Raw genomic sequence first — 19,455 nt, 5'->3', positions numbered from 1 at the left:
CGCACCCGGTTTCCGGGATCGTCACATTAGCGAATATTTCCGTTCATCAGCGAAGATTGCCGGGGCGCCTTTCGTCAGGCGAGCGCCCCTCGCCCGAAGATGCGCGCCAGGCCCACCAGCAACTCATCGGCGCGGAACGGCTTGGCCAGCCGCGTCACGTTGGCCGGCACGTCTCCGGCGACGCTCGCATAGCCGGTGACGAGCAGCACCGGCGTCTCCGGCCGGCGCTTGCGCATTTCGCGGATCAGATCGGCGCCGGTGCGCTGGGGCATCAGATAATCGGTCACCACGGCATCCATGTCCGGCATCTCGTCGAGGATCGCCAGCGCCTGGTCGACGCTCGCAGCCTCGATCACGTCATGCCCGGCGGCGGTCAGCATCTCTGCCGTCGAGGCACGGACGGCCTGATCGTCGTCCACCACGAGAATGCGTCGCCGCGTCAGTCGGGCGACCTCGGGCCGAGCCTCCTCGCCGACCGGCTCGCCCGTGCCCGCCGGCAACACGATCTTCGCCACCGTGCCGACCCCGAACCGGCTCGCGATATGGAGCATCCCGCCCGATTGCGCCGCGAAGCCGTGGACCATCGAAAGGCCGAGCCCCGTGCCCTTGCCCATCGCCTTGGTGGTGAAGAAAGGGTCGATCGCCTGCCGTGCCGTCGCCTCGTCCATGCCGATGCCGGTATCCGTCACGGCGATGCTGACATAATCCTTCGCCGGCAGATCGAGCGTCTCGGCTTCCGTCGCCCGTTGCGCGCTGATGGTGATCGCGCCGCCATTGGGCATCGCATCGCGCGCGTTGATCGCCAGATTGAGGATCGCGAGTTCGAGCTGCGCGGGATCGACCAGCACCGGCGGCAGGCGATCCGCGATGGACCACTCCAGCCGCACCTGCGCCGTCACCGACTGGCGGATGAGATCGGAGAGCCCCGTCAGCAGCGCCCCCACATCGATGTTGCGCGGAGCCAGCGCCTGCCGCCGGGAAAAGGCGAGCAGCCGGCCGATCAGCGTCCGCGCACGCTCGGCGCTGGCCATCGCCGTCTCGATATAGCGCTGGGCCTTCGGGTCGTCCGGCACGCGCCGGCGCAGCAGATCGAGCCCGCCCATCACCGGCGTCAGCAGATTGTTGAAATCGTGCGCCACGCCGCCCGTCAGCCGGCCCAGCGCTTCCATCCGCTGCCGCTGAAGCTCGCCCCGCTCGCGTGCGCGATAATGGCGCAGCTCCACGATCAGCAGCCGCGCCAGCAGCGCGAAGAGCAGCAGGCTGACGATCGCCGCCCCCGCCAGCAGGGCTATCGCGTGACGCAGCGGCCCCGAATAGTCATGCGCCGGAGCCGAGAGATATACCGCCCAGTCCGTTCCCGCGACCGGCGCCCACATGCCGACCGCCAGCGATCCGTCGAGCCTGCGGAAGCGATAGAGGTTGAGCACGCCCTTGCGCTGCGCGGCGATCACCGCGGGATTGGCGGGCTGGCCCACGCGACGCCAGTCGAAGCCCGCATTGGCGACGATATCACCGCTGCCGTCGATGATTCCCGAGCGCCATCCCGCCGCCAGCGGCTGCGTCTCCAGCAGTTCGTTGAGCGAGCGGGAAGGAACCATCAGGGTCAGCACCCGGACGATCCTGCCATCCCGGACGATCGGCGCGTGGACGGCGAAGGCCTGGCTTCCGTCCGGCTCCGTCACCACGCCCCCGACGATCGGCCGCTTCGTTGCCACCGCGCGAGCCAGGCTGTCGGCATCGCCGGCCTCGGGGTTGGCGGGAACGTCGATCAGGGGACGGCCAGAGGGATCGCTGACCCGGATCGACCGCCATCGCCCGTCCGCCTCGATCGCGCGCGCGACCAGCGCACGCACCGCCTCCTCGTTCCAGGCACCGTCGAAGGCGGTCGACGACGAGAGCGCACGCGCGGCCCGGCGATCAGCATCCAGCTCACGGGCGAGCAGCACGGCGGTGAAGGTGACGCACGCCCGCGCCTGCTGCTCGATCGCGTCCCGCTGGCTTCGGAAAGTGGTGGTGCCGACGATCCCGCCCAGCACGACGACCGGCAGTAGCCCGGTGATGGCGAACAGCGAGATGGAGCGACGCATCGTGTGCAACCTCCTCCAACTCCCTGACCGCGGACCTGAACGCTACTCGCGCGCCGTCCTCACACCCGAAGAGAGGCCGAGCCAGCGCGCCATATCGGCGATCTCGGCATCCAGCGCCTCTCCGGCTTCGGCCGGTGCATGAGGCTCGAAATGGATACGCAGCACCCGAAGTTCCCTGAGCGCCCGATCGGCCTTGAGATCGACACGGCCGACCAGCCGGTCGCCGAGCAGGAAGGGCAGGTCGTAATAGCCGTGCGTGCGCCGCTCGGCGGGTGTGTAGATGCCGATCCGGTAATGGAAATCGAACAGTCTTTCCGTGCGGGACCGCTCCCAGATCAGCGGATCGAACGGCGCGAGAAGCGCGCGGGCCGCGATGCGGCGAGGACGGCGGGCATCGCGGTGGAGGAAAGCCGGGCGGTTCCAGCCCTCGACCGTGACAGGCTGCAATTCCCCCGCCTCGACCAGCTCGGCGATCGCCTGACGGGCTTCCTCGGGCGGCTGGCGGAAATAGTCGCGCAGGTCGGTGGCCGTGGCGACGCCCAGCGCACGGGCGGCATAAGCGATGAGCGCGCGATGGGCGTCCGCCTCATCCGGCGTCGGAAGCGAGAAGATCGCCGACGGGATGACCCGTTCGCTGAGATCATAGACACGCTCGAAGCTGCCGCGCCGCTCGGCGGTGGTGATGTGCCCCGCCCAGAACAGCCATTCGAGCGCGCGCTTGGTGTCGCCCCACTCCCACCAGCCGCTGCGGCCCTTGCTCTCCTCGAAATCGGAGGCCGCCATCGGCCCCTCGGCCCGGATGCGGGCGAGCACGGCCATCGCCTCGGCCCGGCGCTCGGTGGCGAAGGGGCGCAGGCCGCCCCAGCCCGTCTCGCCCCGATCCGCCGCCGCCATGCGCCAGCGCAGCAGCGGATGCAGCGCCAGAGGCAGCAGCGACGCCTCGTGCGCCCAATATTCGAACAGCCTGCGCTCGGACCTGCGCCCCCACGCCGCCCGGTCGATCAGCGCGCGGTCATAGACGCCCAGCCGCGAGAAGGCCGGCAGGTAATGGGCGCGCACCACGACATTGACGCTGTCGATCTGGTGGAGGGCCAGCCGCTCCACGGTGCGGCGCAGATGGCCGGCGCCGGCCTGCTCGGGCCGCGCGGCACCAAAGCCCTGCGCGGCAAGCGCGATGCGCCGCGCGGCCGCTGCCGCCAGCCGCTCACTCAGAGCGTTCGGCCTCGTCCATCGCGCGGATATAGGCTTCGGCCGCAGCGCGCTCGTCCGCGTCCTTGAAGGCGACCGACGGCTCCGGCGCCTCGTCGAGGCCGTGCAGCACCACCCACATGGCGAAGCGGCGGCCGGGCTCCGTCTCCGTGCCGAAGGCGATGCGCAGCCATTGCACGCCGCGATCGATCTGCTCGTCGTCGAGGGAATCGAGATCGGTCGTGCCGAAATAGTGCTGGAGGAGGGCGTCGAGATCCATATGCCTGCGTTGCGCAAGAGCGGCGCAAAATACAAGCCCGCAGGAGGGCTGGTCAGGAGCCGTCTATCGGCTATTCATCGCACCATGATCGAACGCATTGGCCATATCAACATCCGCACACCGATCCTCAAGGAGACGATCCGCTTCTATGAGGAGCTGTTCGATCTGGTGGCGGCCGGCCAGACCATGGGCCATCAGGAGCTGCACGCCTGGCTCTACGGCAAGGATGGGCGTGCGATCATCCACGTCAACACCCCGCCGGACGGCGAGGTGCCCGCCCCGCCGGGCGTACGGGCGCGGTTGGATCACATCGCCTTCGATTGCAGCGATGTCGGGGAGATGGAGCGCCGGCTGAATGCGTTCGGCGTGCCTTACGTGAAGCGCGCCACCCGTGTGGCGGGGCTCACCCAGATCGTGCTCAGCGATCCGAACGGCATCCGGCTCGAACTGGCCTTCGGCGCGGACAAGGCCATGGCCCCGTCCTGACAAGCGAACAGGGAGCGACCCGTGAGGCCGCCCCCCGCATCCGGGATCAGATCACCGAGAGGCGAACGTCCAGGCTGCCCTTCGTCGCGTGCGAATAGGGGCAGACGACATGGGCGGCGGCGACCAGCGCCTCGGCCTCGGCCTTCTCGATGCCCGGAAGGTGGATCGCGAGCGCGACGTCGAGGCCGAAGCCCTGGCCGTCGTCACGCGGGCCGATGCCGACCTGCGCGGTGACCGTCGTGTCCTCCGGGATCTTCACCTTCTTCTGGCCGCCGACGAACTTCAGCGCGCCCAGGAAGCAAGCCGAATAGCCGGCCGCGAAAAGCTGCTCCGGATTGTTGCCCGGGCCGCCCGCGCCGCCCAGTTCCTTCGGCGTGTCCAGCGTCACCTTGAAGGCGCCGTCCGTGGTCGCGGCGCTGCCGGTGCGGCCGCCGGTGGCCGTGGCTTCGGTCTTGTACAGAACGTTCATCGCCTTGCTCCTTCATGGGGCCGATTGCCGGCCAGTGTTTCGCGATAATTGTTATCGCGATATGGAAATTCTTCTAGGCGCGATTCGATTCGATGTCCAGCCATTATTTATCGCGCCAATCTTTATCCCGAAAATTCTCTGCCCTATATAACAGGGCGCCCCGCAGGAGATGCCCCATGTCAGCCATTCCCCCGCTGAGTCTCGACCAGCACCTCTGCTATTCCCTCTATTCAGCCAGCCTCGCGATCGGCCGCGCCTACAAACCGGTGCTCGACGCGATGGGAATCACTTACCCGCAGTATCTCGTCCTGAGTGTGTTGTGGGAGAAGGACAACCTACCCGTCGGTATGATCGCGGATCGCCTTTTGCTCGAATCGAGCACGCTCACGCCGCTGCTCAAGCGGCTGGAAGCGGCGGGCATGGTTCAGCGCACGCGCAATCCCGAGGATGAGCGGCAGGTGCTGATCCAGCTCACCGGACAGGGCCGCGCGCTGCGCGAGCAGTCGGTCTGTCTGGCCCAGACGATGCTGGAGACGTCCGGCCTGTCGATGCAGCAGATCGGTGCGCTCAACGATCAGGTGCGGGCGCTGCGCGACTCGGTTGCCACCGCGCTCAACGAGCGCTGATCAGGAACGCGGCACGGGCAGGCAGTCGAAGCCGCCCGCCGCCGCCGTCGCGCACAGGCGAAGCGCCCCCGCCTTGTCATCCGCTGCACCGACCTGGAGGCGGACGAGCGGGCTGTGCGGCACGTCCTCATAATGGGGATGGTAGGCGGCCAGCGACGGCAGCCGGCCCCGCGCCCGCGTCCACGCTGCTTCGGCCGCCGGCTTGCCGGTGAAGGCGCCGAGCTGGATGCGCCACGACGCGCCGGTATCCACATGCGCCGCCACGACGGCCGCGACAGCCGTTTCCCGAGGCGTCACGATCCGGGCGGCGAGCTGCGTCGGCGGCGGCGCGGTCCGGCGCCCGGCCTGCCACGCGGCCAGATCGCGCCGATAGCTCGCATAGGCGCGGTAATAATCGAGGATCGGCGCTTCGAGCTTGTCGAGCGCCCCCGGCGCGAACTGCGGCAACCCGTTGGCCGGTTGCGCGGCGGCCTGTTCGGACACCTCGGCGGCAGCGCGGCAGAAGCTCACCTGTGCCGGCGGCTGCGCGAAGAAATTATAGAGCCGCGTCATATGCTGATCGAGCGCGCTGCCGCCCGATCGCACCGTTTCGGAGGCATATGCGGTGGCGAAGACGGCCTTTCGCTGGGTGAGCAGCGCATTGTAGCGTGCGACGATCGCCGCTCCGCCCGGCCGGCCGCCACAGCTCAGGGCCGCGACATTGAGCGCGGCGCGGACATGCCACAACGCCTCTTCCGTGCCGATGTGGCTGTTGATCGTCTCGAAGCGCCCGTCGCTGCCCGGTTCGGGCACCGTCTGGCCCGCGGCAGAGCCCGCCGGTGGCTGCGGCTCGGCAGCGGGAGGCGCGGTCGGTTGCGGCGCTTCCGGCTTGCCCCGATGATGATGGGCGCAACCTGCCAGAAGCAGGACTGTCGCCAGCCCCGCGCAGCGCGCCGTTCCCCTTCGCCCCACCGTCATGGCGTCAGGTCATGCCACGCCCGTTCCGGAGTAAAGACTCGCGCGCCGATCCGTGCCTCTTCTGCGGCGGAAAATGCCGGATTCCAGCCGATCGCCCCCAATGACGCCCCATCCTCTTGACACGAACCGGGGACAATAAGATTGGTAGCGCTATCAAGTTGTAACAAGGCGAGAGGATATGACCGGCAAGGCGTTCGTGGCAGCCGAGGCGCTGCCGGAAGACTGGCGCGCGGGCCTGTTTCTGGGGCGTATCGATCTGGGCGAAGGCCCTACCCCCGTGCTCGTGTCGGGCGGCATCGCTTATGACATGACAGCGGTGGCGGCGACGATGTCCGAGCTGGTCGCACTCAAGGCCTTTGATCCCTCCGCCGGCAAGCCGCTCGGCGATCTGGAGACCCTCGGCCTCTCCGCCGCCGTCGACGCGCCGCACCGCCTGCTGAGCCCGATCGACCTTCAGTGCGTGAAGGCCGCCGGCGTCACCTTCGCCGTCTCCGCGTTGGAGCGCGTGATCGAGGAGCGCGCGCGCGGCGACGCGAGCGCGGCCGCCGAGGTCCGCTCGCGCATCGAGACGCGCATCGGCGGCGGCATCCGCACCGTGAAGCCCGGCTCGCCCGAGGCCGCGACTCTCAAGGCGACGCTGATCGAGGAGGGCATGTGGTCCCAGTATCTCGAGGTCGCGATCGGCCCTGACGCGGAGATCTTCACCAAGTCGCCAGTGCTTTCCACCGTCGGCTGGGGGGCGCTGATCGGCGTGCGCTCCGACTCGACCTGGAACAACCCGGAGCCGGAAGTCGTGCTGCTTGCCGACAGCCATGGCACGGCGGTGGGCGCGACGCTCGGCAACGACGTCAATCTGCGCGACTTCGAGGGCCGCTCGGCGCTGCTGCTCAGCAAGGCCAAGGACAACACCGCGTCGTGCGCGATTGGGCCGTTCATCCGCCTGTTCGACGCCAGCTTCTCGATGGACGATGTCCGCACCGCCAAGGTCGATCTCAGGATCGAGGGCGAGGAAGGCTATGTGCTGAACGGCACCAGCACGATGAGCGAGATCAGCCGCGATCCCGAGGACCTCCTCGCGCAGGCGATGAGCGAGCATCATTACCCGGACGGCTACACCCTCTTCCTCGGCACGCTGTTCGCGCCGATCCAGGATCGCGACGAGCCGGGCCGCGGCTTCACCCACAAGCTGGGCGACGTCGTCACCATCTCGACGCCAAAGCTCGGCCGCCTCGTCAACCGCGTGACGACGTCGAAGGCCGCTCCGGCCTGGACACTCGGCATCGCCGGCCTCATGCGCAACCTCGCGGGGCGCGGCCTACTGGCTCGCGCCTGACCCTTTCCCCGAATTCGGAGTTCGCCCCCTTGTTGCAGGCATCCCTCACCGCCTCCCGCGCCGCCATCTACCCCAGCCTCGCCGGCAAGCGCGTGCTCGTCACCGGCGGCGGATCGGGGATCGGCGAAGCCCTGACCGAGGCCTTCGTCCGCCAGGGCGCGCGCGTCGCCTTCGTCGACATCGCCGACGAGGCGTCGCGGGCACTGGTCGAGCGTCTGTCGGAAGGCACCGACCATGCCCCGCTCTACCGGCATTGCGACCTCACCAACATCGACCAGCTCCGCTCGGTCATCAGCGATATCGTCGAGCAGTTCGGCGGCATCGACGTGCTGGTGAACAACGCCGCCAACGACGACCGTCACGCCATCGCGGACGTCACCCCCGAATATTGGGACAACCGCATCGCGGTGAACCTGCGCCACCTGTTCTTCGCGGCGCAGGCCGTCGCGCCGTCGATGAAGCAGGCGGGCCATGGCGTGATCCTGAACTTCGGCTCGATCAGCTGGCACCTCGCGCTGCCCGACATCGTGCTCTACCAGACCGCCAAGGCCGGCATCGAGGGCATGACCCGCGCGATGGCGCGCGACCTCGGCGAGCACGGCATCCGCGTCAACACAATCGTGCCCGGCGGCATCAAGACGCCGCGCCAGGACATGCTGTGGCATGACGACAGCGAGACCGCCCGCATCCTCGCCAACCAGTGCCTCAAGGAGCGCGTGCTGCCGGCCGACGTGGCGGCGCTCACCCTGTTCCTCGCCTCCGACGACGCCCGCATGTGCACCGGCCATGACTATTTCGTGGACGCCGGCTGGCGCTGAGCCGCCTGTCGATCCGTCATGCCGGCCGGGGCTGGCACGGCGGATCGCCTCCTTCGAAGTTGACACGAGCGACGCCGAAATTCGGCGTGGCCTCCCCGCCCGAGCAGCGCTGAGAAAGATCGCGCCACGGCGCGCCCAGCCGCCTTCCGACAGGCGAAATCCTGCATGGGAAGGGCGCCTCCCCCGCCCAAGATGAACGCCAGCCGACCATCGCGTTCAGCAACGCCTCAGTCCGGATGGCGGATCAAGATGGCGTGGACGAGGGTTATCGGGTGCGTCGAAGTCCCCGACCACCGTGGATTGAGGGAGTGTATCATGAAGAAGCTAGCCATTATCGCGAGCACCGCCAGCCTGCTCATCGGCGTGGCCGCCGTGCCCGCCCATGCCCAGAGCGCGGGTCATGTCCTGCGCGGCGCCGGCATCGGTGCTGCGGGCGGCGCCGTCGCGGGCGCGCTGATCCCCGGCATGTCGGTGGGCACCGGCGCGCTGGTCGGCGCGGCGGGCGGCGCGGCCTATAACGGCCTCATCAACAAGGGCCATCACCGCCATTATTACCGGCGCCATTATCGCCGCCACCGCCATTGAGGTGACACGCGCCCCGGAGGATCGACCTTCCGGGGCGCTGCCCATTCCGTTACGCTTCCGGGCCGTGTAGAGGGGAGGCGATGCGCCGGATCGCCATCCTGTTGGGCCTGCTCGCCTGCTCCTGCGGGCAGAAGGCCGCGCATGACGATCTGAGGACCAGGGCGCTGCTCGCCACGGTCGAACGCCACGTCACCACCTGTACGGCCTCCACCGGCCGCCTCGGGCCGCTGGTCGCCCGCAACGAGCGGCGCGCGCTGATGAACGCCGCGATCGACGCCCGCAACCGCTGCTCGGACGCCCGTGCCCAGATCGCCCGCGCGATCGGCAAGGACGCCGTGCTCGACGCCTGCCGCCGCGACGTGGATGCGCAGGAGCGGATCAGCCTCGCCCAGATGGCGGTGCTCGACAATCCGACGCCCGAGGGACGCGCCGCCGTGCTCCAGCGGCTGGACGAGGCCGTCCCGCTCCAGGAGGCCTGCGGTCAGGCGATCGACACGCTGCGCAGCGGCCGGTCCTGAGGGGAAACGGCGCAAAGGCCGCCTCCCCTTCGGCATCTCAATGGTTGTGGCGCGGCGTCTTCGCCGAGATGCCGCGATACTTGACCGCCATCTCCAGCACCGCCCCCTCGCCCATCTGGCCGGTCTTCTCGCGGAAGATCTCCTCCCACGGCGTATGGCTGGCGGGCACCTCGGGCAGGCCCTCGCCCTTGCGGCGGGCGATCTCGGCCTCGTCCACCAGCGCGTTGCAGTAGCCGGTGTTGAGATCGACGCGGACCATGTCGCCGGTGCGCAGCCACGACAGGCCACCGCCCACGGCGCTCTCCGGCGAGGCATTGAGGATCGACGGGCTGTCCGACGTGCCGGACTGACGGCCGTCGCCCAGCGTGGGCAGCCACATGATGCCCTTGCGGATCAGCGCGGCTGGCGGCTGCATGTTCACCACCTCGGCCGAGCCCGGCCAGCCGATCGGCCCCGCGCTGCGCATCACGAGGATGCAATTCTCGTCGATGCCGAGCGCGGGATCGTCGATGCGGTGATGATAATCGTCCGATCCGTCGAACACGACCGCACGGGCCTCGAACACGCCCTCCGCGCCGGGCCGCTCCAGATAACGCTGACGGAACTCGTCCGAGATCACGCTGGTCTTCATGATCGCGAAGTCGAACAGATTGCCCGACAGCGCGAGGAAGCCCGCCTTCTCCTTCAGCGGATCGGCGAAGGGGCGGATCATCTCGCGATCCTTCGTCGCACGGCCGGCAATATTCTCGCCCATCGTGTGGCCGGTGACGGTGAGGCAGCCGGTGTCGAGCTTGCCGGCCTCGGCCAGCTCCCACATCACCGCCGGCACGCCGCCCGCGCGGTGGAAGCGCTCGCCCAGATATTGCCCCGCCGGCTGCATGTTGAGCAGCAGCGGCAGGTCATAACCATATTCGGTCCAGTCCGAGTGATTCAGCTCGACGCCGGCATGGCGCGCCATCGCGGCGATGTGCGGCTGGGCGTTGCTCGATCCGCCGAGCGCGCTGACCGTGCGGATGGCGTTGAGGAAGCTCTCGCGCGTCAGGATGCGCGAGGGGCGCAGATCCTCATAGGCCATCTCGACGATGCGCTTGCCGGTCTCGTACGCGATCTGCCCGCGCTCGCGGTAGGGCGCCGGGATCGCCGCGCAGCCGGTGAGCGAGAGGCCCAGCGCCTCCGCCACGGCGTTCATCGTCGAGGCCGTGCCCATGGTGTTGCAATGGCCCGCCGACGGCGCGCTGTCGCAGGCGCGGTTGAGGAACTCCTCCTCGTCGATCTCGCCCGCCGCGAGCTTGCGGCGCGAGCGCCAGATCACGGTGCCCGAGCCGACCAGCTCGCCCTCATGCCAGCCGTCGAGCATCGGCCCGCCCGACAGCACGATCGCCGGGATATCGACCGTGGAGGCGGCCATCACGCCGGCCGGCGTCGTCTTGTCGCAGCCGGTGGTGAGGACGACGGCGTCGATCGGATAGCCGTAAAGGATCTCGACGAGGCCCATATAAGCGAGATTGCGGTCCAGCGCCGCGGTCGGGCGGCGGCAATTCTCGAAGATCGGGTGGACCGGAAATTCCATGCAGATGCCGCCCGCATCACGGATGCCATCGCGCACACGCTTGGCCAACTCGACATGGATGCGGTTGCAGGGCGAGAGATCGCTGCCGGTCTGCGCGATGCCGATGATCGGCCGGCCGGAGCGCAGCTCGGCGGGCGTGATGCCGTAGTTCATGAAGCGCTCGAGATAGAGCGCGGTCATGTCCGACCGGGCGGGATCGGCGAACCAGTCGCGCGAACGGAAGGGTTTGACGGGTGTGCGATCCAACGGCGCTCTCCTGGCACGGCGCCCTCGCGACGCCTCATGTTAGCGCTAACTCAGCCCGCGGGAACCATCAAGGCCATGCGGGCGGCGAAGAACGCGATTTGCGCTCTTCGCCGCCCGCACTCAAGCCCAGGAAAGGAGGAAAAAGGGGGCGGCCCTTGGTCCCTGGCCGCCCCCAGCGGGGATCAGAAGGTGCCGCGCACGCCGATCAGGAACTGACGGCCCGGCTTATATTCGGTGAAGGTCGCGTTCGGGAACTGGAAGTAGGTCCGCAGCTTCGAATTGGTCAGGTTGACCACGTCGAAGGTGATCTGCGGCGCATTGTGGACGCCCAGCATCTTGTCCAGATCGAAGATCGAGGAGAAATCCCACTGGCGATAATTGTCGGAGAAGAGAGCGGCGTTGGGAATGCCGTTCTGGTTCGCGGTCGACTGCTGCGAGCCCTTCTGGAACGTCTCCGAGATGCGCAGGCTGACGCCGTGATTCTCGTAATAGGCGCTGATGTTGTAGGTGTACTTGGCCACGCCGAGCGCCACCGCAGGCGCCGCACCGGTGCCCTTCTGGTCGACGATCGTGGCGTTGGCGTTGAAGCCGAAGCCCTTGATGCCGAAGCGCTCGGTGATGAAGTCGAGCGGCTGCACCCACTGGAACTCAAGGCCGTTCACCGTCAGCGTGCCGCTGGCGTTGACCTGCTGCTGCACCTGGACGGTCGCATTGTCCGGGCCGCCACGGGCGTTGATCGCATCCTGCTGGGTCGGCGTCAGCGAGCCGTAGGTGATGCCGTAGAGCGCCAGCGCCGAGAAGGGCACGGTGACGATGCCGTTGGTGGTGAAGCCCTTCAGCTGCTTGCGGAAGGCCGCCATGCTGATGAGGCCCTCATGCCCGGTATAATATTCGATACCGAGATCGAGGTTGGTCGAGGTGTAGGGCTTGAGCGCCGGGTTGCCGATCGTCGCCACGTCCGCCGACGGGGTGGAGAAGTTCACGCCCGGAAGCTGCGCGTTCGGATCGGGCCGCGTCATCGTCTTCGAGACCGCGAAGCGGGCCACCGCATGATCGCCCACGTCATAGGCGAAGTTCGCCGCCGGCAGCCACTTGGTATAGCTGCTGTGCGTCGTCACCGTGTTGACGATGTTGGGGTAGAGGCCGCCCTGCGCCGCCGCGATGTCGGCAGCGGCGGTCGGGTTGCGCGGATCGGGCAGCGAGACCTGACCGGCGATCGTCTGATCGGTGTGGACGTAGCGCACGCCGACGTTGAAGCGCAGGTCGCTGTCGGCGATGCGCTGGATGCCGTTCACCTCGATGAAGGCCGCCGGCGACTTCTCGCGGATATAGCCGCCGCTGGCGCCGGTGTTGGCCGAACCCGCCACCGGTTCGGAGGCGTGGAAGGCGTCGTAGTTGGTCGCCTTCTTGAACTTGTCCCAATCGACCGTGACGAAGCCGTCCGGCCCCTTGGTCAGGAAGTTCGCGATCTGGGCCGCCGGAACCAGCGAGCCGCCGTAGGTGACCGGGCCGGTCATGCCCGAGGTGAAGCCCGTGCCATAGCCCGGATAGGTCGGATAGCCGGCGGGCGCGGCGCCCGCGACGTTCAGGCCTTCGCAGGGCGGCTGCGCATTGGGCGAGCCCACGAACACGCTGGGATTGTCGCCGCAGACCGCATTCTGCCACGCCTGGCTGTTGTCGAAGGCGCTGATGCGACGCGAGATATCGTCGTAATTGCCGCCGACGCGGATGTTGAGATGCTCGTCACCCCAGGTCAGGTCGCCGCGAACACCCTTGTTCTTGTTGAGGCGACGCTCGTCCTGGATGTTGACGCGGCCACCGCCGGTCCAGCCGAACTGGGTCGGATCGTTGAGATCGACGTTGCTGGCCATGGTCGGGATGCCGCCATCATTCTTGTAGTCGACCGTCACGCCCGAATTGGCCGGCGTGGTCACCAGCACCGACGGCGATTCGCGGTGGAAGGTGCTGCGCGTGTAGTTGCCCTGGATGTTGAACTTCAGCTTGTCGGTGATCTGCCACTCGGCGCCCGGATTGACACCGTAATAGCGCGTCGTCTCGATGAAGGGGCGGTATTCGAGGAAATATTGCGCATTGGCGAAGGTCGCCGAGGTCACGGTGCAACCCTGGCTGCAATCCGACTTGTCGACCGTCATATCGAGCGGGATCATCGCGCCGTTACGGCCGACCCAGTCCATGTCGATGCGCTGGAGGTCGTTCTTCTTCCAGCCGTACATGCCGTCGACATAGAAATGCAGATCGTCGCTCGGGCGCCACTCGGCGCTCAGCACCGCGTTGATGCGGTTGCGCGTGCCGAACTCGTCGGACGGGCGGCCGAGGCGCGGGATGATGGCGTTGTCGAGCTGCTGGATCGTGAGGCCGGGATTGTGCGCGAGCAGGAAGGCCTGATCGATCGTCGCGCCCGGCGTCAGGCCGTTGCCCGCATTGGACGGCACGGTGCCGGGGATCGTCCAGTTGCCGCCGCCGGTCGAGTTGCAGCCCGTGGTCGCGCCGCACTGCGCGGCCGAAAGGTTCGGGTTGGTCCAGCCGATCGTCTCGAAGCCCGTGACGCGCGACTTGGTGCGGTTGCCAGCGATGCCAGCGAGGATGCCGAAATTGCCGAAGGTGGCGCTGGCGACGGCCGAGCCGCGCTGGCCCCAGCCCGATGCCTCGCTCTGCTTCGTGCCCTGGAAATTGTAGGTGAAGTGCGTGCCCGGATGATCGAACGGCCGCGCGGTGCGGATATCGACGTTACCGGCGGCGCCGCCTTCGAGCAGATCGGCCGTATAGCTCTTGTTGACCGTCAGCTTGGTGAAGAGATCGGTCGGGAAGAAGCTCAGGTCGACCTCGCGGCCGGTGCCCTGCGCGTCGGTGGTGCCCGACGACGCGATCGCGATCGGCGCGCCGTTCAGCGTCACCTCGGTGAAGTTGGAGCCGAGGCCGCGGATCGCGACGTTGGTGCCCTCGCCGGTGATGTCGCGGCTGATCGTGATGCCGGGGATGCGGTTCAAGCTCTCCGCGATGTTCGTATCCGGGAACTTGCCGATGTCTTCCGCGAAGATGGAATCGCTGAAGCCGATGGAGTTGCGCTTGGAGTTGATCGACTGTGCAAGGCTGCTGCGATAGCCGGTGACGATGATATCGCCCGCGCCGGCATCGGTGCCCGATGGATTGGTGGTGGAGGCCTGCTCCTGCGGCGAGCCCAGGGCGGGCTGCGCGGCCGGCGCGGCCTGATCCTGCGCGAAGGCGGGGGCGGTGGCCACGCCCGCCAGCATGGTAGCGCCAAGCAGGGCAATCCGCCGCACAGCGACGCGGGTCGTCGACACATAAGTCATGATAATGTCCCTCTCCTGTTCCCTTTGCGCCTTTTGCAGCGTCTCGTGGGGTGCCATCTGGATGACAGCCTGCGCCACCTTCGTGGTAGCGTTCACATCAGCGAGCTAACGCTGCGTCTTCTTCTCTGTCAACATTTATAATTTGTCGGATATTTCACTCTGTTTCACGCATGATATCGCCTAGTTTCCCGGCCGTATGGGAAAACGCAGGGATTCATAATATTCGAGCGTTTGCGCCGGTGGCGTAACACCGGCGGGCAGTGGCCTTTTGGACACACTCTGGAAGTAAGCGATGCTGGCGTCGCGCCACCACTGCGCCTCGCGCTGCTGGATCGAGAGGAAGACGCTCGTCTCCGCGAAGCGATCCGCATCGACATAGGGCCGGAGCTTCGCCCACTCCGCCCGCATCGTCCCGACATCCGCCACGCCCGCGTCGTAATGCGCGATCAGGTCCGCCCAGAGCGTGCGGCCCGAGGCCATGCGGGTGTCCCACGGCATATGGTGGAACCAGAGCAGCAGCGTCTCGGGCGTGGTCTTCGGATTGGCGAACATTCGCGCCACCGGCGGGGCGTATTGCGCCATCGCATTGCTGCCGGTCGCGGTGCGGTCGAAGCCGATTCCGCTGGCGTCGGCACGGCTGTAGTAGGTCGGGTTCCACTCAGGGCGCGCGAGATCGCTCACCCACGGCGCGGGGCCATAATGGTGGCTGGTCCCCATCTGATGCGCGAGGCCGAGCGGGGTCATGTAGTCGACCGCCGCTTCGCGCGAGCCCATCATCATCTTCACCGCCGGCGCGACGAAGGCGGGGTCGGGCGTGAAGGTCATCCGCGCCCACTCGGCCGCGATCTTCTCGGCCGAGGCATCCGGGTCCCAGGCGAAGCGGCCGAAGGCATACCAGTTCGCCTGATTGAACACCGAGCCCGACCAGTTGCGGTCGCTGCCGATATTGGCGACGCCGGCCATGCCGGTCAGCCTGTAGGGGTCGACCTTGCCTTCGAGGACATGCGCGACCGTCGAGCCCTTGCCGTGCGCATAGGTGTCGCTTTCCAGCGTCTCCTGGAAGAGCGGGCCGAGATAGACGAGGTGGGTCGCGAAGCCGAGATATTCCTTGGTGATCTGGAATTCCATCATCAGCGGCGTCTTCGGCATCGCGCCGAAGAGCGGATGGAAGGGCTCACGCGGCTGGAAGTCGATCGCGCCGTTCTTCACCTGCACGATCACGTTGTCCGCGAACTTACCGTCGATCGGCTTGAAGTCCGAATAGGCCTGCTTGGCGCGATCCTCGGCATTGTTCTCGCTATAAACGAAGGCGCGATACATCACGATGCCGCCATGCGGCTTCACCGCGTCGGCCAGCACATTGGCGCCGTCGGCATGGGTGCGGTGATAGTCCTGCGGGCCGGGCTGGCCTTCGCTGTTCGCCTTGACGAGGAAACCGCCGAAATCGGGGATGGCACGGTAGATCTCGTCGGCCTTGGCCTTCCACCAGGCCTTCACCTCAGGGTCGAGCGGATCGGCCGTCTTGAGGCCGCCGATCTCGATCGGGGCCGAGAAACGCGGCGAGAGATAGACCTTGATCCCATAAGGCCGGAACACGTCCGCCAGCGCCGCCGCCTTGGCGATGAAGGGCGCGGTGAGGCTCGCGGGCTGAGCGTTGACGTTGTTCAGCACCGCGCCGTTGATGCCGATCGAGGCGTTGGCGCGGGCATAGTCGGTGTAGCGCGGCGCCTTCCAGTCGGGCAGCTTCCACCAGTCCCAGATCGATTGCCCGGCATAGCCGCGCTCCACGGTGCGATCGAGATTGTCCCAATGGTCGAGCACGCGCAGTTGCAGCTTGGGCGCGGACTGGATGTCGAGCTTGTCGAGCGGCTGCCCCGCCTCGGCGAGTTCCAGCAGGCGGAAGGCGCCGTAGAGCAGGCCGATATCGCTGTTCGCCGTGACGAGCGTCACCGGCTGGCCGCCGATGGCGATGCTGCGGATCAGGAAGCCTTCCTTGCCGAGCGCGCCCAGCGGCAGCTTCAGCGCCGCCACATCCGGCGATTCATCAGGCGTCGCGAGCAGGATCGCGCCCGCCCCCGCGCCGGTCGCGCGCTCCGGCGCATGGCCCGTCATCCCGCCGAAGCCGCGCCGCAGCTCGTCCACCGCGACGCGCACCGTGTCGGAGGAGCCCGGCGCCACGATCGCGCTGGCGTGCGCGGCCATCGCGGACTGCTCGGCAGCGGGGAGAGGCTTGTAGCGAAGCCACAGCTCGTAGCCGTCCTCGGCATGGGCCGCACCGGACATGCCGGCCAACAGGGCCGCCGCCGCCAGCGGCCGCCAGACGCACGGGAATAATCTCAACGCCGATCCTCCTCATCCTCGGCGGACCGCTTTCGTGGGCGCCCCGTCCGCATCGCTCCCGCCCGGACAGCCCGGCATTGACAAGCTTTGCCGGCTTAGATCATGGTAGCGTTATCAATACAACGGCATCAAGAAGAATGTCGAGCGGGTTCATCCGCACATCGAAAGGGAGAAGGATGCGCTTCAGCGCCATCAGCCGTCTTGCCGCTACTGTTGCGACCGTGGGCCTTCTCGTGCCGTCATCGGTCGTTCATGCCGCGCCGCGCCGCCCCGTGGCCGCCGACAATTCGCTGGCCCATGCTCTCTACAAGGATGCCTCCCAGCCGATCGAGGCGCGTGTCGACGACCTCCTCAAGCGCATGACGCTGGAGGAGAAGGTCGCCCAGATCACCACCGTGTGGGAAGGCAAGAAGGCCTTTTTCGACGCGCACCTCCAGCTCGATCCGACGAAGCTCGGCACGCTCTACCCCAACGGCATGGGCCAGCTCGCCCGCCCGTCCGACGCGGAGGGGCCGGTCAGCCCGCGCGTCGTCCCCGGCCGGGATGCGCGCCAGACGGTCGCGCTCGTCAACGGGCTCCAGCATTGGGCCATGACCCAGACGCGGCTGGGCATCCCGATCCTGTTCCATGAGGAGGGGCTGCACGGCTATGCCGCCGTCGGCGCGACCAGCTTCCCGCAGGCGATCGCTCAGGCTTCGTCCTGGAACCCGGACCTGATCCGCTCGATCGACACGGTGGTGGCGCGCGAGGCTTCGGCGCGGGGCGTCAGCCTCGTCCTCTCGCCGGTGGTGGACGTGGCGCGCGATCCGCGCTGGGGCCGCATCGAGGAAACGTTCGGCGAAGACCCCTATCTGGTCGGCGAACTGGGCGTCGCGGCGGTGGAGGGCCTGCAAGGCCCCGGCCGCGTGCGGCAGGTGACACCGGGCCATGTCTTCGCGACGCTCAAGCATCTGACCGGCCATGGCCAGCCCGAGAGCGGCACCAATGTCGGCCCCGCCCCGATCTCCGAGCGCGAGCTGCGCGAGAATTTCTTCCCGCCCTTCGAAGAGGTGGTGAAGCGCACCGGGATCGAGGCGGTGATGGCCTCGTACAACGAGATCGACGGCGTGCCCTCCCACGCGAACAAGTGGCTGCTGGGCCATGTGCTGCGCGGCGAATGGGGTTTCCGGGGCGCGGTGGTCAGCGACTATTCGGCCATCGACCAGCTCATGAGCATCCACCATATCGCGTCCGATCTCGAAGGCGCGGCCCGCCGTGCGCTCGACGCGGGCGTCGATTCGGATCTGCCCGAGGGCCTCTCCTACGCGACGCTCACCAAACAGGTGCGCGAGGGCAAGGTGAGCGAGGCGCAGGTGGACATCGCGGTGCGTCGGATGCTGGAGCTGAAGTTCCGCGCCGGCCTGTTCGAGCATCCCTATGCCGACGCCAATCATGCCGTCGCCGTCACCAACACGCCGGAGGCCGTCGCCCTCGCGCGCAAGGCCGCGCAAGAGTCGATCGTCCTCCTCAAGAATGACGGGATGCTCCCGCTGGCGCTCCCCGCCGCAGGCGCGGCCAAGCCCACCATCGCGGTGATCGGCCCCAACGCCGCCGTGGCGCGTCTGGGCGGCTATTACGGCCAGCCGCCGCACACCGTCTCGATCCTCGACGGGATCAAGGCGAAGGTCGGCAATCGCGCCAATATCGTCTTCTCACAGGGCGTGAAGATCACCGAGAATGACGACTGGTGGGAGGACAAGGTCACGCTCGCCAGCCCGGCCGAGAATGCCAAGCTGATCCAGCAGGCGGTGGAGGCCGCGAAAGGCGCGGACCGCATCATCCTCTGCCTCGGCGACACCGAGCAGACCAGCCGCGAAGGCTGGGCCGACAACCATCTCGGCGATCGCACCAGCCTCGATCTGGTTGGCCAGCAGCAGGATCTGTTCGATGCGATCAAGGCGCTCGGCAAGCCGGTGACGGTGGTGCTGCTGAACGGCCGCCCCGCCTCCACGGTGAAGATCGCCGACGAGGCGAATGCGCTGGTCGAGGGCTGGTATTTGGGCGAACAGGGCGGCAACGCCATGGCCGACGTCCTGTTCGGCGACGTGAACCCCGGCGGCAAGCTGCCCCTCACCATCCCGCGCTCGGTCGGCCAGTTGCCGATGTTCTACAACGCCAAGCCCAGCGCGCATCGCGGCTACCTGTTCGACACCACCAAGCCGCTGTTCCCGTTTGGCTGGGGTTTAAGCTACACCAGCTTCGCGATCTCGCCGCCGCGCCTGTCACAGCAGACGATCGGCACCGGCGGATCGGTGCAGGTGTCGGTGGACGTGAAGAATACGGGCCAGCGCGCCGGCGACGAGACGGTGCAGCTCTATATCCACGACAAGGTGTCGTCGGTCACGCGGCCTGTGAAGGAGCTGAAGGGCTTCCAGCGCGTCACGCTGAAACCGGGCGAAAGCCGCACGCTGACCTTCACGCTCACGCCCCACAGCCTCGAGATGTGGAACATCGACATGAAGCGCGTGGTGGAGCCGGGCGACTTCGACGTCATGGTCGGCCCCAATTCGGTCGATCTCCAGACGACGACGCTGACCGTGGCGGGTTGATTGCACGCGCGCTGCCAGTGCGACATCATGAC

At 67.6% G+C, this 19,455-nt stretch carries 15 protein-coding genes; 7 read left to right on the top strand and 8 right to left on the bottom strand.

Translation table 11 applies throughout. The annotated features are described in order from the left end of the window. Window positions 1-74 precede the first annotated feature (74 nt). The 3 genes from ST3T6A_RS20700 to ST3T6A_RS21910 all read right to left on the bottom strand — a co-directional run bounded on the left by ST3T6A_RS20700 (window position 75) and on the right by ST3T6A_RS21910 (window position 3,555). On the bottom strand, window positions 75-2,087 hold the full coding sequence (locus ST3T6A_RS20700) for an ATP-binding protein (RefSeq protein ID WP_019831519.1): 2,013 nt from the start codon (window positions 2,085-2,087) through the stop codon (window positions 75-77). Between the two features lie 42 nt (window positions 2,088-2,129). Beyond that, on the bottom strand, window positions 2,130-3,191 hold the full coding sequence (locus tag ST3T6A_RS0103555) for a winged helix-turn-helix domain-containing protein (RefSeq protein WP_019831518.1): 1,062 nt from the start codon (window positions 3,189-3,191) through the stop codon (window positions 2,130-2,132). A gap of 100 nt (window positions 3,192-3,291) precedes the next feature. Continuing rightward, window positions 3,292-3,555, bottom strand: coding sequence for a hypothetical protein (locus tag ST3T6A_RS21910; protein WP_019831517.1), 264 nt, complete (start codon window positions 3,553-3,555; stop codon window positions 3,292-3,294). 84 nt (window positions 3,556-3,639) lie between these two features. On the opposite strand from ST3T6A_RS21910, the gene ST3T6A_RS0103545 reads away from it, so the two are divergent. Continuing rightward, complete coding sequence (locus tag ST3T6A_RS0103545) at window positions 3,640-4,041, top strand: VOC family protein (RefSeq protein ID WP_019831516.1); 402 nt, start codon at window positions 3,640-3,642, stop codon at window positions 4,039-4,041. 46 nt (window positions 4,042-4,087) lie between these two features. On the opposite strand, the gene ST3T6A_RS0103540 is transcribed toward ST3T6A_RS0103545, so the two are convergent. After that, window positions 4,088-4,510, bottom strand: coding sequence for an Ohr family peroxiredoxin (locus ST3T6A_RS0103540; protein WP_019831515.1), 423 nt, complete (start codon window positions 4,508-4,510; stop codon window positions 4,088-4,090). Between the two features lie 176 nt (window positions 4,511-4,686). Here ST3T6A_RS0103540 and ST3T6A_RS0103535 point away from each other — a divergent pair, with 176 nt between their 5' ends. Further along, window positions 4,687-5,136, top strand: coding sequence for a MarR family winged helix-turn-helix transcriptional regulator (locus ST3T6A_RS0103535; RefSeq protein ID WP_019831514.1), 450 nt, complete (start codon window positions 4,687-4,689; stop codon window positions 5,134-5,136). Here the strand turns inward: ST3T6A_RS0103535 and ST3T6A_RS0103530 are convergent, their stop codons facing one another. Continuing rightward, complete coding sequence (locus ST3T6A_RS0103530; RefSeq protein ID WP_026359395.1) at window positions 5,137-6,093, bottom strand: SPOR domain-containing protein; 957 nt, start codon at window positions 6,091-6,093, stop codon at window positions 5,137-5,139. Between the two features lie 178 nt (window positions 6,094-6,271). Here ST3T6A_RS0103530 and ST3T6A_RS0103525 point away from each other — a divergent pair, with 178 nt between their 5' ends. The 4 genes from ST3T6A_RS0103525 to ST3T6A_RS0103510 all read left to right on the top strand — a co-directional run bounded on the left by ST3T6A_RS0103525 (window position 6,272) and on the right by ST3T6A_RS0103510 (window position 9,347). Beyond that, a complete protein-coding gene (locus ST3T6A_RS0103525; protein WP_019831512.1) occupies window positions 6,272-7,426 on the top strand; it encodes a fumarylacetoacetate hydrolase family protein in 1,155 nt (384 codons plus the stop codon). Between the two features lie 32 nt (window positions 7,427-7,458). Then, window positions 7,459-8,244: an SDR family oxidoreductase gene (locus ST3T6A_RS0103520; RefSeq protein WP_019831511.1), complete on the top strand. Its 786-nt coding sequence runs from the start codon at window positions 7,459-7,461 to the stop codon at window positions 8,242-8,244. Window positions 8,245-8,559: 315 nt separating this feature from the next. After that, window positions 8,560-8,829, top strand: coding sequence for a hypothetical protein (locus ST3T6A_RS0103515; protein ID WP_019831510.1), 270 nt, complete (start codon window positions 8,560-8,562; stop codon window positions 8,827-8,829). An 80-nt stretch (window positions 8,830-8,909) separates the two neighbouring features. Further along, a complete protein-coding gene (locus tag ST3T6A_RS0103510; RefSeq protein WP_019831509.1) occupies window positions 8,910-9,347 on the top strand; it encodes a hypothetical protein in 438 nt (145 codons plus the stop codon). A 37-nt stretch (window positions 9,348-9,384) separates the two neighbouring features. Here ST3T6A_RS0103510 and ST3T6A_RS0103505 read toward each other — a convergent pair whose 3' ends face one another. The 3 genes from ST3T6A_RS0103505 to ST3T6A_RS0103495 form a co-directional block, all read right to left on the bottom strand. After that, window positions 9,385-11,163 carry an IlvD/Edd family dehydratase gene (locus ST3T6A_RS0103505; protein WP_019831508.1) on the bottom strand — a complete coding sequence of 593 codons (1,779 nt, stop codon included), beginning with the start codon at window positions 11,161-11,163 and terminating at the stop codon, window positions 9,385-9,387. A 182-nt stretch (window positions 11,164-11,345) separates the two neighbouring features. Further along, entirely contained in the window at window positions 11,346-14,591 is a 3,246-nt protein-coding gene (locus ST3T6A_RS0103500; RefSeq protein ID WP_235785720.1) for a TonB-dependent receptor, read from the bottom strand. Between the two features lie 84 nt (window positions 14,592-14,675). Then, window positions 14,676-16,778 carry an alpha-glucuronidase family glycosyl hydrolase gene (locus tag ST3T6A_RS0103495; RefSeq protein ID WP_051103392.1) on the bottom strand — a complete coding sequence of 701 codons (2,103 nt, stop codon included), beginning with the start codon at window positions 16,776-16,778 and terminating at the stop codon, window positions 14,676-14,678. Between the two features lie 233 nt (window positions 16,779-17,011). Here ST3T6A_RS0103495 and ST3T6A_RS0103490 point away from each other — a divergent pair, with 233 nt between their 5' ends. After that, window positions 17,012-19,423 (top strand): glycoside hydrolase family 3 N-terminal domain-containing protein, encoded by a 2,412-nt coding sequence (locus tag ST3T6A_RS0103490; protein WP_019831505.1) that lies wholly within the window; start codon window positions 17,012-17,014, stop codon window positions 19,421-19,423. Window positions 19,424-19,455: the final 32 nt, after the last annotated feature.

This window comes from Sphingomonas sp. PR090111-T3T-6A (assembly GCF_000383095.1).
In the GTDB taxonomy this organism is placed as follows: domain Bacteria; phylum Pseudomonadota; class Alphaproteobacteria; order Sphingomonadales; family Sphingomonadaceae; genus Solisphingomonas.
The sequence above is the reverse complement of the archived record's forward strand: the minus strand, read 5'-3'. Positions and strand labels throughout refer to the sequence as shown.

Excerpts from the sequence above, each read along its gene's own strand:
- ST3T6A_RS0103495 (WP_051103392.1), bottom strand. The coding sequence starts at position 16,778 with ATGTCCGGTGCGGCCCATGCCGAGGACGGCTACGAGCTGTGGCTTCGC.
- ST3T6A_RS0103525 (WP_019831512.1), top strand. The coding sequence starts at position 6,272 with ATGACCGGCAAGGCGTTCGTGGCAGCCGAGGCGCTGCCGGAAGACTGG.
- ST3T6A_RS0103490 (WP_019831505.1), top strand. The coding sequence starts at position 17,012 with ATGCGCTTCAGCGCCATCAGCCGTCTTGCCGCTACTGTTGCGACCGTG.
- ST3T6A_RS0103535 (WP_019831514.1), top strand. The coding sequence starts at position 4,687 with ATGTCAGCCATTCCCCCGCTGAGTCTCGACCAGCACCTCTGCTATTCC.
- ST3T6A_RS0103515 (WP_019831510.1), top strand. The coding sequence starts at position 8,560 with ATGAAGAAGCTAGCCATTATCGCGAGCACCGCCAGCCTGCTCATCGGC.
- ST3T6A_RS21910 (WP_019831517.1), bottom strand. The coding sequence starts at position 3,555 with ATGGATCTCGACGCCCTCCTCCAGCACTATTTCGGCACGACCGATCTC.
- ST3T6A_RS0103540 (WP_019831515.1), bottom strand. The coding sequence starts at position 4,510 with ATGAACGTTCTGTACAAGACCGAAGCCACGGCCACCGGCGGCCGCACC.
- ST3T6A_RS20700 (WP_019831519.1), bottom strand. The coding sequence starts at position 2,087 with ATGCGTCGCTCCATCTCGCTGTTCGCCATCACCGGGCTACTGCCGGTC.
- ST3T6A_RS0103530 (WP_026359395.1), bottom strand. The coding sequence starts at position 6,093 with ATGACGGTGGGGCGAAGGGGAACGGCGCGCTGCGCGGGGCTGGCGACA.
- ST3T6A_RS0103545 (WP_019831516.1), top strand. The coding sequence starts at position 3,640 with ATGATCGAACGCATTGGCCATATCAACATCCGCACACCGATCCTCAAG.
- ST3T6A_RS0103510 (WP_019831509.1), top strand. The coding sequence starts at position 8,910 with ATGCGCCGGATCGCCATCCTGTTGGGCCTGCTCGCCTGCTCCTGCGGG.